Source organism: Ensifer sp. NPDC090286, from assembly GCF_044769565.1.
Taxonomy (GTDB): domain Bacteria; phylum Pseudomonadota; class Alphaproteobacteria; order Rhizobiales; family Rhizobiaceae; genus Ensifer.
The window spans coordinates 346,357-359,701 of sequence record NZ_JBIVYF010000001.1 but is presented as its reverse complement, the minus strand read 5'-3'; the positions used below and the strand labels follow the sequence as shown (position 1 = coordinate 359,701).

The window sequence follows — 13,345 nt, the reverse complement described above, 5'->3', positions numbered from 1 at the left end:
CCCTTGGGGGCACAAGAGGATCACGACAGAAATTTGACGGGAAACGAAACTATTTCAACAGCCCGCCCGAGGAGCCCCGGAAACGCTGGACTCTTGCCGCGCGCCATCCCATGTACAGGCTCTAAAAAACAGGAATGCCGAGCGAATGCAGCGCGAAAATCTGAGCCAGGACATGTTTGCCCCTCCGGAATCACCCCCGGTTCGCTGGCGGATTGCCTCCGAACTGGTCGATTATCCGCAGGCCGTCGAGCTGATGGAGCAGGAAGCCGCCGCGATTGCCGCCGGCACCGCGGATGAACTGGTCTGGCTGGTCGAGCACCCGCCGCTCTATACGGCCGGCACCAGCGCGGACGCCGCCGATCTCGTCATGCCCGACCGTTTTCCGGTCTTTGCCACCGGCCGGGGCGGCGAATACACCTATCATGGCCCGGGCCAGCGCGTCGTTTATGTGATGCTCGACCTCAAGCGCCGGAAGCAGGACGTCCGCGCCTTCGTCGCGGCACTCGAAAGCGTCGTCATCTCCACGCTCGATTCGATGAATGTCCGCGGCGAGCGGCGCGAAGACCGGGTCGGTGTCTGGGTGCGGCGCCCGGAAAAGCCCGCCCTGCCCGACGGCTCGATGTCGGAAGACAAGATCGCCGCGATCGGCATCCGCCTGCGCAAGTGGGTGAGCTTCCACGGCTTTGCGCTCAACGTCGATCCGGACCTCGACCATTTCGGCGGTATCGTGCCCTGCGGCATCCGCGGTTATGGCGTCACCAGCCTCGTCGACCTTGGCCTGCCGGTGATGATGCCGGATGTCGACATCCGCCTGCGCGAAGCGTTCGAGACCGTGTTCGGCCCGACGACGAACGACGCGGCATAAGCCCGCTCAACTTGTCGCCCGACGTCCTGCCTGCCGCTCGCGCCAGATGATGAACAGGCCGGAGCCGACGATGATGGCGATGCCGAGCCATTTCGAGAGCGACGGGAAATCTCCGAAGATGAGATAACCGAGCGCCGTCGCCGTGACGATCTCGAAGTAGTGGAACGGCGCCAGCAGCGAGACGGGTGCTGCCCGGAACGCCTTGACGACCAGCAGGTGGCCGTAGCCGGAGAGCGCGCCGAGAATAACCACCAGCATCCAGCCAAGCGGCGACTTCGGCAGCGACGGCACGAAATCGGCGCTGCCCATGCCGTTGCCGATCAGGATCACCAGTGCCATCGTCAATGTGCCGCCGATGCCGGCAATCGTCTGCATCGTCAGCGGCGAGTCGCCGGTGCCGACAGCGCGGTTGAGCAGCAGATAGCAGGCAAAGACAAAGGCGCAGGCAACCGGCAACAGCGCGGTTAGGCCGAAAGCGGCAAAGCTCGGCTGGATGACGATCATCGCTCCGCCGAAACCGACAACGATGGCAAGCCAGCGCCGCCAACCCACTTTTTCCTTGAGGAACACTGCCGAAAGGCAAGTCAGGATGAAGGGTTCGACGAAGTAGATGGCGAAGGTGTCGGCAAGCGGCATGTACTTCACCGATATGAAGAAGAACAAGGCCGCGGTCGCCAGCAGCACGCCGCGCAGCAGATTGGCGAAGGGCCGCTTTGCTCTCAGCGCCTGCAGGCCGCCGGCGCCAAGCAGCAACGGTAGCGTCGCCACCAGTTGGAAGAAGAAGCGGTAGAAGGTCACCTGCCCCGGCGACATGCCTTCATAGACGGCCATGTATTTCGCAATCACGTCCATGCCGGGCAGGATGACCATCGCAAAGAGCATGATGGCGACGCCCTGCATCACCGTATCGGTGTGTTCGGTGGTCGCGGTTCGGGCATCTGTCATGGGGCATGCTCCTGTGGCCGCCGCAGATTAGAGCCTATGCCTTGGTTTTCAACGGCCGAAGATGCGACGGGAAAAGAACTATCCGCGCCCTAGCCGCAATTGGCGGTGTTTTTGGCGCTTCGGGGTGGTCCCTCGCGGCCCAAATGCCTATAAGCTCACGACAATCTTCCGCCCCGAACCTCAAGGTCGGCCATCAGCCGCCAAGGCCCGGGACCTTTGAACGTGACCGTGGCAAAGGAGATGTCCATGCGCTTGTCCACCGAAACGATGATTGCCCGCCTGCGCGACACCAGCGACGGTGATACGCTGGGAGGGCGCATCTGGAGGGCGCGCGACGCCGCCAATCTCAGCGCCAAGGAACTGGCCGACCAACTCGGTGTGCGCACGGAGACGATCGCGGCCTGGGAACGGGATCGGGCCGAACCTCGCACCAATCGGCTGTTCATGCTCGCAGGCGTACTTGGCGTCACTCCAGCCTGGCTGATCGCCGGGCTCGGCCGCGCACCGGATGCCGACGCTGACGACGAGAAGGACGGCCTGCGCGAGCAGCTCGCCCTCGTCAAGAAGCTGCACGAACAGACCGGCAAGGCGATCGCCGCACTTGAGATGGAACTCAATCGCGTTCAACAGAACATTCGATAACCCATTGCGATTCCACGTGGGGCCGCCGTTCTGGCGGCCCGAAATCATTTCAGTCCAAGGAGAAAATAGATGGATGTACGCGCCGCCGTTGCCGTTCAGGCAGGCAAGCCGCTTGAGATCATGACGGTTCAGCTCGAAGGCCCGCGGGCCGGCGAAGTCCTGATCGAGGTAAAGGCCACAGGCATCTGCCACACCGACGATTTCACGCTGTCGGGTGCGGACCCAGAAGGCCTGTTCCCGGCGATCCTCGGCCATGAGGGTGCTGGCATCGTCGTCGACGTCGGCCCGGGTGTGACCTCGGTGAAGAAGGGCGACCACGTCATTCCGCTCTACACGCCCGAGTGCCGCTCCTGCCCGTCGTGCCTGTCGCGCAAGACCAATCTCTGCACCGCCATCCGCTCGACGCAGGGGCAAGGCCTGATGCCGGACGGCACCTCGCGCTTCTCGATCGGCAAGGACAAGATCCACCACTACATGGGCTGCTCGACCTTCGCCAACTACACGGTTCTGCCGGAGATCGCGGTTGCCAAGGTCAACCCGGACGCGCCGTTCGACAAGATCTGCTACATCGGCTGCGGTGTGACGACCGGCATCGGGGCGGTCATTAACACCGCACAAGTGGAGATGGGCGCAACCGCGATCGTCTTCGGTCTCGGCGGCATCGGGCTTAACGTCATCCAGGGCCTGCGTCTTGCCGGCGCCGACATGATCATCGGCGTCGACCTCAACAACGACAAGAAGGCCTGGGGCGAACGCTTCGGCATGACCCACTTCGTCAACCCGAAGGAAGTCGGCGACGACATCGTGCCTTACCTCGTCAATATGACCAAGCGTGGAGCCGACCAGATCGGCGGCGCCGACTACACCTTCGACTGCACCGGCAATACCAAGGTGATGCGCCAGGCGCTCGAAGCCTCGCATCGCGGCTGGGGCAAGTCGGTCGTCATCGGCGTTGCCGGCGCCGGCCAGGAAATCTCCACCCGTCCGTTCCAGCTGGTTACCGGCCGCACCTGGATGGGCACCGCCTTTGGTGGCGCACGCGGGCGAACCGATGTGCCGAAGATCGTCGACTGGTACATGGAGGGCAAGATCCAGATCGATCCGATGATCACCCACACCATGCCGCTCGAAGACATCAACAAGGGCTTCGAACTGATGCATTCGGGCGAGAGCATCCGCTCGGTCGTTCTCTACTAAGCTGTTATTTTGATTCAAAGAGGCGCCGGAGACGATTGATTTCCGGCGCCTTTTTCAGTCCCGTTGAGAAGTTGATTCAAGATGATCTATGTCGACGCAGACGCCTGCCCGGTGAAAACCGAAATCCTGAAAGTGGCCGAGCGCCACGGGATCGAGGTGACCTTGGTCGCCAATTCGGGCCTGCGCCCTTCGCGCGACCCGATGGTACACAATGTCATCGTCTCGGCAGGTTTCGACGCGGCCGACAACTGGATCGCCGAACGGGCGCATGAGGGCGATATCGTCGTTACCGCCGACGTGCCGCTTGCCGTTCGCTGCGTTGCCGCCGGTGCGCTCGTCACCGGCCCCTCCGGCCGGGTCTTCGACAAGGGCAATATCGGCATGGCCTCTGCGATGCGCGATCTCGGACAGCACCTGCGCGAGACCGGCGAAAGCAAGGGCTACAACGCCGCCTTTACGCCGCGCGATCGATCCGCTTTCCTCGAAACCCTTGACCGACTCGCGCGGCAGTCGAAAAAATGACCGCGCAACGGGCGGGATCAAGGGGCCCGCAACCGCAGGGGCACTAGCATGGCAACGACGACTAAGCTCAGGCATTGGCCGTTTTACACCGCCATTCTGTGCGCGCTCGCAAGCGTGCCTGTCCTCTGGTTCGTGGCGCAGCGTTTCGCCCTTGAAGGGGCTGCGATCACCTTTTTCTGCGTTTATCTCGTCATGTGCTGGCGGCGACTGCGAATAATGACCGGCCGGCATCTGAAGACCCATGCCAGAAACACCGACGAGCCCGAGGTCGTGATCCTGCTGGTGACGTTCGGGGCAGCAGCGAGTTCGCTCATCTCCCTGTTTTTCGCGCTGAACGGCGAGAAGTCCGGCTCGGCGCTGGCGCTCGGCCTCGCCTTCGCCTCCGTCGTGCTCGGCTGGGCAACGATCCACATGATGGCGGCCATGCACTATGCCCATGCCTATTGGATCGCGAACCAGGACCAGCAGACGGCAGAGCCGGCCCGCGGCCTCGAATTTCCAGGCACGCCGGAGCCCGGCGGATACGACTTTCTCTATTTTTCCTTCGTCATCGGCATGACGGCGCAAACATCCGACGTCGCCATCACCACGACCGCCATGCGGCGCATCAACCTGATGCACGCCATCGTTTCGTTCTTCTTCAACACCGTGCTCGTCGCCGCCGCCGTCAACGCGGCCGTGCAGCTAGCCGGCTGAGCATCTTTATCCAAGGAGCATCCCATGAAAGTCCTTTCGCAAAACACCGCCTTCGGCGGCATGCAGGGCGTCTTTTCGCACGAGTCCGAGGCCTGCAAGGGCGAGATGACCTTCGCCGTCTTCGTGCCGCCGCAGGCGATCAGCGAACCGCGGCCGGTGCTGTGGTATCTCTCCGGCCTTACCTGTACGCATGCGAACGTCATGGAGAAAGGCGAATACCGGCGCATGGCCGCCGAGCTCGGGCTGATCGTCGTCTGCCCGGATACCAGCCCGCGCGGCACGGATGTTCCCGACGAGCTGACGAACTGGCAGATGGGCAAGGGAGCAGGCTTCTATCTCGATGCCACCGAAACGCCCTGGGCCGAGCACTACCAGATGTACAGCTACATCACCGAGGAACTGCCCGCCTTCGTCAGCCAGCACTTCCGCATGGACATGAGCCGCCAGGGCATTTTCGGCCATTCGATGGGCGGTCACGGCGCCATGACCATCGCGCTCAAGAACCCGGACCGTTTCAAGAGCTGCTCGGCCTTCGCCCCGATTGTCGAACCTTCGACCGCCGACTGGTCGACCGGCGCCTTCGAGAAGTATCTGGGCGCGGACCGCGCCGACTGGCGCCAATATGACGCCTGCGCGCTCGTCAAGGACGGTGCGCGCTTCCCCGAGTTCCTGATCGATCAGGGCAAGGCGGACAGCTTCCTTGAAAACGGCCTGCGCCCCTGGCTGTTCGAGGACGCGGTCAAGGGCACCGGCATCGATTTGACGCTGCGGATGCACGAACGCTACGACCATTCCTACTATTTCATCTCGACTTTCATGGACGATCATCTCCGCTGGCATGCCGAGCGGCTGGCCTGATCCCCGAAGGGCGCAATTCCGGACGGAAACCGGTTTCGCGGAATTGCGCCGTCAATTTTGACCCGGAGCGACTGATGACCCATCTTCTCCTCGTTGGCGCCGGCGGCGCGATCGGCTCGATGCTGCGCTATCTCGTCGGTCTCTGGGCCGTTCACCGCTTGGGATCCGGTTTTCCCTGGGGCACGTTTGGGGTCAATATAACGGGCTCGTTCCTGATCGGCGTGCTGGCCGAAGTGATCATGCGCAAGTTCGGCGCCTCGCCGGACATGCGTGTCTTCCTCATCACCGGCGTCCTCGGCGGTTACACCACCTTTTCCGCCTTCTCGCTGGACGCGATCACGCTCTTCGAGCGCGGTGATGTCATGCTCTCGGCCGTCTATGTCATCGCCAGTGTCGCGCTTTCGATCCTCGCGGTCTTCAGCGGGCTGGCTCTCATGCGCGCAATAGTCTAAAGGCTCGTCTTACAGGCGCTGCGTATCCAGGGGACACGCGGCGCATTGCTGCATTGTCCTTCGACCGTTGTCGCTTCGAGGCCATTATCATGCAGCACCGAGAATATTGCGGCAGCCCTTGCGCGCCTGAAGCTTCCTCTTTTGCGTCATCCCAACGCAGGGGCTTCGGACCGACGCGCGACGCTGCGACCAAACAGAAGGCAGGTTCGCTCAAATGGCAGGCATAGAACACAGGCAGGTGGACGGTGACGAGGCAGGCATGCGCCTGGATCGCTGGTTCAAGGTGCATTTTCCGGGACTGGGCTTCGGCCCGCTGCAGAAGCTGCTGCGCTCGGGCCAGGTCCGCGTCGATGGTGCCCGCGCCAAATCCGACACGCGGATCCAGCCCGGCCAGACGATCCGTATTCCGCCGCTCGGGGTCGATCCCAAGGAAGTCAAGACCGGGCCGATCGCCGGCCGCGACCTCAGAAATTCGCCGGACGGCGAGCTGCTGTCGCGCATGGTGCTGCACGAAGACGCAAAGGTGATCGTGCTCAACAAGCCGGCCGGCCTTGCCGTTCAGGGCGGCTCGGGCGTCAACCGGCATATCGACAAGATGCTCGAGGCCTGGACAAACCAGAAGGGCGAAAAACCGCGTCTCGTCCACCGGCTCGACCGCGACACCTCAGGCGTGCTGGTGATTGCCCGCACCAGGGGTGCGGCGCAGAAGCTGACCGCCGCCTTCCGCGAGCGCGACACCAAGAAGACCTACTGGGCGCTGGTCAAGGGCGTTCCGCGCAAGCGCGAGGACCGGATCTCGACCTGGCTCGTCAAGGAGCAGACGCCGGACGGCGACCGCATGCGCATCGCCAAGCATGGCGAAGACGGTGCCGACCACGCCATTTCCTACTACCGTATTCGCGAACAGGCTGCACAGAACCTCGCCTGGCTGGAGATGGAGCCCTATACCGGCCGCACCCACCAGCTTCGCGTCCATGCGCTGCACATCGGACACCCGATCCTCGGCGACCCCAAGTATTTCGATGCCGACATCAACTGGAGCCTGCCCGGCGGCATGCAGAACCGCCTGCATCTGCACGCGCGCCATATCGATATTCCTCACCCGGACGGTGGCCGCCTACGCGTGACCGCACCGCTGCCACCGCACATGGTCCAGAGCTGGAACCTGCTGGGCTTCGAAGAGAACGAGCCTGGCGAGGACGATTGATGAAACTGGCACTTTTCGATTGTGACGGCACGCTGGTCGATAGCGGTGGCCTGATCCATGAAGTGATGGCGCGCACGTTCGAGGCGTTTGATCTCGAGCGCCCGCCCCTCTCGGCAACCAAGAGCATCATCGGCCTGACCCTCGACATCGCCATTGCGCGCCTGCTCGGCCGCGAACATGTCGACGATCAGGCGCTGGCGATGACGGCACATTACAAATCGATCTTTGCCGGGGTGCGCGGCGAAGGCAGCTTTCAGGAACTGTTGTTTCCCGGCATTGCCGATATGATGCAGACGTTGTCCTCGCGCGACGCGCTGCTGATCGGCGCGGTGACCGGCAAGTCGCGGCGCGGTTTGACCCATATCGCCGAGACCCACGGCTTCGACAGCGTCTTTTTCGTATCGCGGACCGCCGACGACTGCCCCTCCAAGCCGCACCCGGCCATGGTGACGGAATGCTGCTTTGAAGCCGGCATTGATGCGAAGGATACTGTCGTCATCGGCGATGCGATCTATGACATGCAGATGGCCAAGGCCGCAGGCGCTGCCGCCATCGGCGTTGCCTGGGGCTATGCTTCCGTTCCCGACCTCATCGAGGCGGGCGCGGATTTCGTTGCCCGGACGCCGGCCGACATCATTGAATGGATGGAAAACAATCATGCCTGATATTCGCGACGAACTCAGCGGTGCGATGAGCCACGAGGATCCGGTCCGCCGCGCACAAATCCAGATGCTGAAGCCGTTGCCGAAGCGCTTCTACAAGGACGTCAGCGTCGCGGCCGCGGAAGGCGATACGCACGCCGTGCTGCTTGACGGCCGCACCGTGCGCACGCCGGCAAAGCAGCCGCTCGCCGTGCCGACGCGCAAGCTCGCAGACATGCTCGCCGCCGAATGGGATGCGCAGGCAGAGGTCATCGATCCCGGCAAGATGCCGATCACGCGTATCGTCAACACCGCACTTGACGGCGTCGCCAAGGACCAGCGCTCGGTTTTCGACGATATCCTTCGCTTTGCCGGAACGGACATGCTCTGCTATCGCGCCGACAGCCCGGAAGGCCTCGTCGCGCGCCAGAACGAGATCTGGAACCCGGTGCTCGACTGGGCGCAGCAGACGCTGGGCGCCCGCTTCATCCTCGCCGAAGGCGTGATCCATCAGGAGCAGCCGGAGGAAGCGCTTTCCGCCTATGCCGAAGGGCTGCGAGCCTTCGCGACCCCGCTCGGCCTCACCTGCGTCCACACGGTGACGAGCCTGACCGGTTCTGCCCTGCTGGCACTCGCCTTCGCTTCCGGCCGTCTGACAGCCGAAGAAGCCTGGACGGCTGCGCATGTCGACGAGGACTGGCAGATCGAGCATTGGGGAACCGACGAGGAAGCCTTCCGCCGCCGTGAGAACCGCTGGCAGGAAATGCAGGCGGTCGCCGCGGTTCTTGACGCCCTGCGCTAACGAACCCGGATCAACGGAACAAAAGAAACGGGCTGCGTGTCTTCCGACGCGCAGCCCGTTTCTTTTGTTCAAGATTTTAGCGCCAAGGCAACTCGTACATTAACGTAACGAGAGCGGAGAGCCGTAACGTTAGGCGGCCAGCTTCAGGCCGGCGATACCGCTGACGATGAGCGCGATGCAGCCGAGGCGAACGAAGGTTGCCGGCTCGGCAAACAGGAAGATGCCGAGGATCACAGTGCCGACGGTGCCGATGCCGGTCCAGACAGCGTAAGCCGTACCGAGCGGCAGGGTGCGCACGGCGAGACCGAGCAGCGCGATGCTGAGGATCATCGAGCCAACGGTCAGGATCGTCGGTGTGACCCGCGTAAAACCATCCGTGTATTTGAGACCAATTGCCCAGCCGATTTCGAGAATACCGGCAAGCAGAAGAAGGAACCAGGCCATATCAAACTCCTAAAGTTTGGAGCGAGGCCGTCCCCGCGGATGTTCGGTATCGCCTATGCGAACCGTGCAGCCGTCTGCAACGCGGGTTCTATCTCACACTCCAGTTACGCCGGCAAGGCGGTCATGGGCAAATCAGCCTTGCGTCCGCGGCAAAGCTAAACCATTTCACGCAGCCGTTGAAACCATCAAAACGCGTGGGGGCGCCGAGGTTCTGCAGGTGGCGCTCTATGGAGCGTTGCGCTCCCGGCGGAGTTTCGACCACCATTCCAGCCGCTTACGGATCTCACGCTCGAAACCGCGTTCCGGCGGATCATAGAAGGTCCTGCGCCCCATCTTCTCGGGAAAATAGTCCTGGCCGGAAAAGGCGTCCGGCTCGTCATGGTCGTAGCGGTAGCCGTCACCGTAACCCTCGCCCTTCATCAGTTTCGTCGGAGCGTTGAGGATATGTTTCGGTGGCAGCAGCGAGCCGTTTTCCTTCGCCGCCCGCATCGCCGCCTTGTAGGCGGTGTAGACGCCGTTCGATTTCGGCGCGGTCGCGAGATAGACGCAAGCCTCGGCAAGCGCCAGTTCGCCCTCGGGTGACCCGAGATAGTCGTAGGCATCCTTGGCGGCGTTGCAGATCACCAGCGCCTGCGGGTCGGCAAGGCCGATGTCCTCGACCGCCATGCGCACCAGCCGCCGCCCAAGATAGAGCGGATCCTCGCCGGCATCAAACATGCGGCAGAGATAATAGAGTGCTGCATCCGGATCCGAGCCGCGCACAGACTTGTGCAAGGCCGAGATCAGATTGTAGTGGCCATCCTGGCCCTTGTCATAGACCGGCGCCCGGCGCTGGACGATGTTCTGCAGCGCTGCCGCATCGAAGATCTCGTTGCGCCGCGCGGCGCGCCAGACTTCTTCGGCCAGTGTCAGCGCAGCGCGGCCATCGCCGTCGGCCATGCGGATGAGGCTGGCGCGCGCATCCGCATCGAGCGGCAGTTTCTTGCCCTCGGTCTCTTCGGCTCGCGACAGCAGTTCCTCGATGCTGTCTTCGCCGTGCGGCTTGAACGTCAGCACCCGGGCGCGCGACAAAAGAGCGGCGTTGAGTTCAAAGGATGGGTTTTCCGTCGTTGCACCGACGAGGATCACGGTTCCGTCTTCCATGACAGGCAGGAAGCTATCCTGCTGCGCCCGATTGAAACGGTGGATCTCGTCGACGAAGAGCAGCGTCTGGCGACCGGACATGCGCCTTGCCCGCGCCGCCTCGAACACCTTCTTGAGATCGGCGACGCCGGAGAAGATCGCCGAGATCTGCTCGAAGGCAAGCCCCGCCTCCCCCGAAAGCAGCCGCGCCACCGTCGTCTTGCCCGTTCCGGGCGGCCCCCAGAAGATCATCGACCCAAGCGAACCCGATGCAATCATCCGAGACAGCACGCCGTCCTCACCGGTCAGGTGATCCTGACCGGTGACTTCGGCAAGCGTTCGCGGGCGAAGCCGGTCGGCAAGTGGCCTTGCCGACGCCATTTCCGGTGGCTCGTGGGCGGTGAACAGGTCGCTCATCGGAAGAACTGACGGATGAGTTGGCCGTCACGCTCGATCTCGACGCGCCAGAAGGAGGCATCGTCGGCCATGACCTGTTCCAGCGTCTTCGACGTGTCGATCGCCGTGCCGTTGACCGACCGCACGATATCCTTCGGCTCGAGGCCGATGCGGGCGGCGGGCGAGCCGCGGTTGACCTGCATGACGACGACGCCCTGCAGCGAGGTCGACATGCGCAACTCGTCGGCAAGGCGCGGCGACAGGTTGGCGACGACTGCGCCGGCGAAGGGGTTGCGCCCTTCGATGAGCCGTTCGTCGCGCGGCGAGGTCTCCGGCGCCCGGTCGAGCTTGAGCGTCACTTCCCGCTGCTTGCCGTTTTCCGATACGGTGACCCGCGCCTCGTGGCCGATACCGACCGTCGTCAGGCGATAGCCGAGGGCATCGGGATGTTCGACCTCGATGCCGTTGACGGCAGTGATCACCTGGCCGGGCTTGATCCCCGCCTGTTCGGCCGGGCCGCCCGCCACGACAGCGGTCACCAGCGCACCGCGGGCGCGGTTGAGGCCGAGGGCCTCAGCCACTTCCGAAGTGACCGGCTCGAAGCTCGCGCCGATGAACGGACGTACGAACGCGCCGTTGCCGCCTTCGGCCGACGCGACGAAAACCTTCACCAGATTGGCGGGGATGGCAAAGCCGACGCCGTTCGAACCGCCGCCCTTGGAGAAGATCGCGGTGTTGATGCCGATGAGCTGGCCGTTCATGTCGATGAGGCCGCCGCCGGAATTGCCCGGATTGATCGCCGCATCCGTCTGGATGAAGAAGCCGAAGTCACCCGACGAGACCTGGTTGCGCGCAAGCGCCGAAACGATGCCGCTCGTTACCGTCTGGCCGACGCCGAAGGGGTTGCCGATCGCGAGCACGAGGTCGCCGACCTCGACCGCATCGGAATCACCAAGCGGCACGATATCGAAGGGACCGTCCGACTGGATCTTCAGAACCGCGAGGTCGAGCCGGTCGTCCTTGAGCACGATCTTGCAAGGAAACTCGCGGCCGTCGGCCAGCGCCACCTTGATATCGTCAGCGCCCTCAATGACGTGGTTGTTGGTCACCACGATGCCGTTCTTGCCGACGATCACGCCGGAACCCAGCGAAGACTGCTTCTCCGAACGGTTCGGCATACGTTGGCCAAAGAACTCCTCGAAGAAGGGATCGCCGGAGAAAATCGACCGGCGCTCGACCACCCGTTCGGCATAGACGTTGACGACGGCGTTCGCCGTCTGCTTGACGAGGGGGGCAAAAGAAAGCTGCATTTCAGTCCGCGACTGCGGAACGCTCTTGGCCTCTTGGGCCAATGCCGGACAGGCGAGAGAAACAGCGATGACGAGCGAAACAAGCGCTCTTCGACCTACGATCATGTAAAGCATTCTCCTATTCGTCGCGGCTACGTTCAGATAGGATTTCGCGGGAAAAAAGGCAAATGTTGGCGCAGGATACGCAAAGTCGCCGGCTTCACGCGCTACGCACGAAAACGTGGTTCGCAACCCCTTTCACGGTGATCGAAAGTCTGCTGAGTTCATACAAGACAAGGCTCATAAATCACTTCGGAAAAGACCATGCCATCTTACCGCCCGCCGCGAATCGTTTCCTCCGAAATCACCCCGGAGGCCATCTTTTTCAACCGCCGCACCTTCCTCGGGGCTGCCGCCGGCGGCGTGCTGCTTGCGGGAAGCGGTACGGGGCTCGCGGCCGCACTCAGCGCGCCCAAGGGCAAATACACCGTCGACGAGGACCTGACGCCCGAGGCAGACGTCACCAGCTACAACAATTTCTATGAGTTCGGGACCGGCAAGGGCGACCCTGCGGCCAACTCGAACAGCTTCAAGCCGACGCCATGGACCGTGAAGGTCGATGGCCTCGTCGGCAAGCCGAAGGAATTCGGGCTCGAGGAGCTCTTGGCGTTGCCGATCGAAGAGCGCGTCTACCGCATGCGCTGTGTCGAGGCCTGGTCGATGGTGATCCCCTGGACCGGGTTTCAGCTCTCGGCGCTGCTCGACAAGGTCGAGCCGCTCGGCAGCGCCAAATATGTCTCGTTCGAGACCGTGGTGCGGCCGTCCGAAATGCCGGGTCAATCCGGTTTCTTCCAGCCGCTGCCCTGGCCCTATCGCGAGGGGTTGAGGCTCGACGAGGCCCGTCACCCGCTGACACTTCTGTCCGTCGGCGTCTACGGCAAGACGCTTCCCAACCAGAACGGCGCGCCGGTTCGGCTGGTCACTCCCTGGAAATACGGCTTCAAGGGGATCAAGTCGATCGTGCGCATTTCCCTGACGGAAACACAGCCGCCCTCGACCTGGAACCTCTCGGCGCCGAACGAGTACGGCTTCTTTGCCAACGTCAATCCGGCGGTCGATCATCCCCGCTGGAGCCAGGCAACGGAAAACCGCATCGGCGGTGGCGGCTTTTTCGGCTCCAACCGGCGCGACACCCTGCCCTTCAACGGCTATGCCGACGAGGTGGCCGGCCTTTATGCCGGCATGGATCTCAGGGCGAACTACTGAT

At 63.1% G+C, this 13,345-nt stretch carries 15 protein-coding genes; 11 read left to right on the top strand and 4 right to left on the bottom strand.

The features are described from left to right. Positions 1 to 145: 145 nt before the first annotated feature. Complete coding sequence (gene lipB / locus ACIQUG_RS01800) at positions 146 to 865, top strand: lipoyl(octanoyl) transferase LipB (RefSeq protein ID WP_043623339.1); 720 nt, start codon at positions 146 to 148, stop codon at positions 863 to 865. A gap of 6 nt (positions 866 to 871) precedes the next feature. Here lipB and ACIQUG_RS01795 read toward each other — a convergent pair whose 3' ends face one another. Further along, positions 872 to 1,810: a DMT family transporter gene (locus ACIQUG_RS01795; RefSeq protein WP_402316762.1), complete on the bottom strand. Its 939-nt coding sequence runs from the start codon at positions 1,808 to 1,810 to the stop codon at positions 872 to 874. 246 nt (positions 1,811 to 2,056) lie between these two features. Between ACIQUG_RS01795 and ACIQUG_RS01790 the strand changes: the two genes are divergently transcribed. From ACIQUG_RS01790 to ACIQUG_RS01750, 9 genes are all read left to right on the top strand, one after another. Next, positions 2,057 to 2,452 (top strand): helix-turn-helix domain-containing protein, encoded by a 396-nt coding sequence (locus ACIQUG_RS01790; protein WP_043623403.1) that lies wholly within the window; start codon positions 2,057 to 2,059, stop codon positions 2,450 to 2,452. Positions 2,453 to 2,521: 69 nt separating this feature from the next. Beyond that, positions 2,522 to 3,649 carry an S-(hydroxymethyl)glutathione dehydrogenase/class III alcohol dehydrogenase gene (locus ACIQUG_RS01785; protein ID WP_402316758.1) on the top strand — a complete coding sequence of 376 codons (1,128 nt, stop codon included), beginning with the start codon at positions 2,522 to 2,524 and terminating at the stop codon, positions 3,647 to 3,649. Between the two features lie 81 nt (positions 3,650 to 3,730). Further along, positions 3,731 to 4,171 (top strand): YaiI/YqxD family protein, encoded by a 441-nt coding sequence (locus ACIQUG_RS01780; RefSeq protein WP_043623348.1) that lies wholly within the window; start codon positions 3,731 to 3,733, stop codon positions 4,169 to 4,171. 48 nt (positions 4,172 to 4,219) lie between these two features. Then, the gene (locus ACIQUG_RS01775; protein WP_402316755.1) at positions 4,220 to 4,867 is read left to right on the top strand and encodes a DUF1345 domain-containing protein; all 648 of its coding nucleotides are present in this window, start codon (positions 4,220 to 4,222) and stop codon (positions 4,865 to 4,867) included. A 24-nt stretch (positions 4,868 to 4,891) separates the two neighbouring features. Continuing rightward, entirely contained in the window at positions 4,892 to 5,725 is an 834-nt protein-coding gene (fghA, locus tag ACIQUG_RS01770) for an S-formylglutathione hydrolase (protein ID WP_402316752.1), read from the top strand. A 74-nt stretch (positions 5,726 to 5,799) separates the two neighbouring features. Further along, positions 5,800 to 6,177 (top strand): fluoride efflux transporter CrcB, encoded by a 378-nt coding sequence (gene crcB, locus ACIQUG_RS01765; protein WP_402316749.1) that lies wholly within the window; start codon positions 5,800 to 5,802, stop codon positions 6,175 to 6,177. A gap of 214 nt (positions 6,178 to 6,391) precedes the next feature. After that, positions 6,392 to 7,384, top strand: coding sequence for an RluA family pseudouridine synthase (locus ACIQUG_RS01760; protein WP_192445950.1), 993 nt, complete (start codon positions 6,392 to 6,394; stop codon positions 7,382 to 7,384). Then, on the top strand, positions 7,384 to 8,049 hold the full coding sequence (locus ACIQUG_RS01755; protein ID WP_402316746.1) for an HAD-IA family hydrolase: 666 nt from the start codon (positions 7,384 to 7,386) through the stop codon (positions 8,047 to 8,049). The genes ACIQUG_RS01760 and ACIQUG_RS01755 overlap by 1 nt, the downstream gene beginning before the upstream one ends. Beyond that, positions 8,042 to 8,827: an ATP12 family chaperone protein gene (locus tag ACIQUG_RS01750; RefSeq protein ID WP_402316744.1), complete on the top strand. Its 786-nt coding sequence runs from the start codon at positions 8,042 to 8,044 to the stop codon at positions 8,825 to 8,827. Before ACIQUG_RS01755 ends, ACIQUG_RS01750 begins: the two co-directional genes overlap by 8 nt. 129 nt (positions 8,828 to 8,956) lie before the next feature. On the opposite strand, the gene sugE is transcribed toward ACIQUG_RS01750, so the two are convergent. The 3 genes from sugE to ACIQUG_RS01735 all read right to left on the bottom strand — a co-directional run bounded on the left by sugE (position 8,957) and on the right by ACIQUG_RS01735 (position 12,204). Continuing rightward, entirely contained in the window at positions 8,957 to 9,271 is a 315-nt protein-coding gene (gene sugE, locus ACIQUG_RS01745) for a quaternary ammonium compound efflux SMR transporter SugE (protein WP_034795623.1), read from the bottom strand. Positions 9,272 to 9,496: 225 nt separating this feature from the next. After that, positions 9,497 to 10,810 (bottom strand): replication-associated recombination protein A, encoded by a 1,314-nt coding sequence (locus tag ACIQUG_RS01740; RefSeq protein ID WP_402316741.1) that lies wholly within the window; start codon positions 10,808 to 10,810, stop codon positions 9,497 to 9,499. Next, positions 10,807 to 12,204, bottom strand: coding sequence for a DegQ family serine endoprotease (locus tag ACIQUG_RS01735; RefSeq protein ID WP_402316738.1), 1,398 nt, complete (start codon positions 12,202 to 12,204; stop codon positions 10,807 to 10,809). Before ACIQUG_RS01735 ends, ACIQUG_RS01740 begins: the two co-directional genes overlap by 4 nt. A gap of 198 nt (positions 12,205 to 12,402) precedes the next feature. On the opposite strand from ACIQUG_RS01735, the gene msrP reads away from it, so the two are divergent. After that, the gene (gene msrP, locus ACIQUG_RS01730) at positions 12,403 to 13,344 is read left to right on the top strand and encodes a protein-methionine-sulfoxide reductase catalytic subunit MsrP (protein WP_043623375.1); all 942 of its coding nucleotides are present in this window, start codon (positions 12,403 to 12,405) and stop codon (positions 13,342 to 13,344) included. Position 13,345: the final 1 nt, after the last annotated feature.

Coding starts and splice junctions, on each gene's coding strand:
- lipB (WP_043623339.1), top strand. CDS start 146: ATGCAGCGCGAAAATCTGAGCCAGGACATGTTTGCCCCTCCGGAATCA.
- ACIQUG_RS01795 (WP_402316762.1), bottom strand. CDS start 1,810: ATGACAGATGCCCGAACCGCGACCACCGAACACACCGATACGGTGATG.
- ACIQUG_RS01790 (WP_043623403.1), top strand. CDS start 2,057: ATGCGCTTGTCCACCGAAACGATGATTGCCCGCCTGCGCGACACCAGC.
- ACIQUG_RS01785 (WP_402316758.1), top strand. CDS start 2,522: ATGGATGTACGCGCCGCCGTTGCCGTTCAGGCAGGCAAGCCGCTTGAG.
- ACIQUG_RS01780 (WP_043623348.1), top strand. CDS start 3,731: ATGATCTATGTCGACGCAGACGCCTGCCCGGTGAAAACCGAAATCCTG.
- ACIQUG_RS01775 (WP_402316755.1), top strand. CDS start 4,220: ATGGCAACGACGACTAAGCTCAGGCATTGGCCGTTTTACACCGCCATT.
- fghA (WP_402316752.1), top strand. CDS start 4,892: ATGAAAGTCCTTTCGCAAAACACCGCCTTCGGCGGCATGCAGGGCGTC.
- crcB (WP_402316749.1), top strand. CDS start 5,800: ATGACCCATCTTCTCCTCGTTGGCGCCGGCGGCGCGATCGGCTCGATG.
- ACIQUG_RS01760 (WP_192445950.1), top strand. CDS start 6,392: ATGGCAGGCATAGAACACAGGCAGGTGGACGGTGACGAGGCAGGCATG.
- ACIQUG_RS01755 (WP_402316746.1), top strand. CDS start 7,384: ATGAAACTGGCACTTTTCGATTGTGACGGCACGCTGGTCGATAGCGGT.
- ACIQUG_RS01750 (WP_402316744.1), top strand. CDS start 8,042: ATGCCTGATATTCGCGACGAACTCAGCGGTGCGATGAGCCACGAGGAT.
- sugE (WP_034795623.1), bottom strand. CDS start 9,271: ATGGCCTGGTTCCTTCTTCTGCTTGCCGGTATTCTCGAAATCGGCTGG.
- ACIQUG_RS01740 (WP_402316741.1), bottom strand. CDS start 10,810: ATGAGCGACCTGTTCACCGCCCACGAGCCACCGGAAATGGCGTCGGCA.
- ACIQUG_RS01735 (WP_402316738.1), bottom strand. CDS start 12,204: ATGATCGTAGGTCGAAGAGCGCTTGTTTCGCTCGTCATCGCTGTTTCT.
- msrP (WP_043623375.1), top strand. CDS start 12,403: ATGCCATCTTACCGCCCGCCGCGAATCGTTTCCTCCGAAATCACCCCG.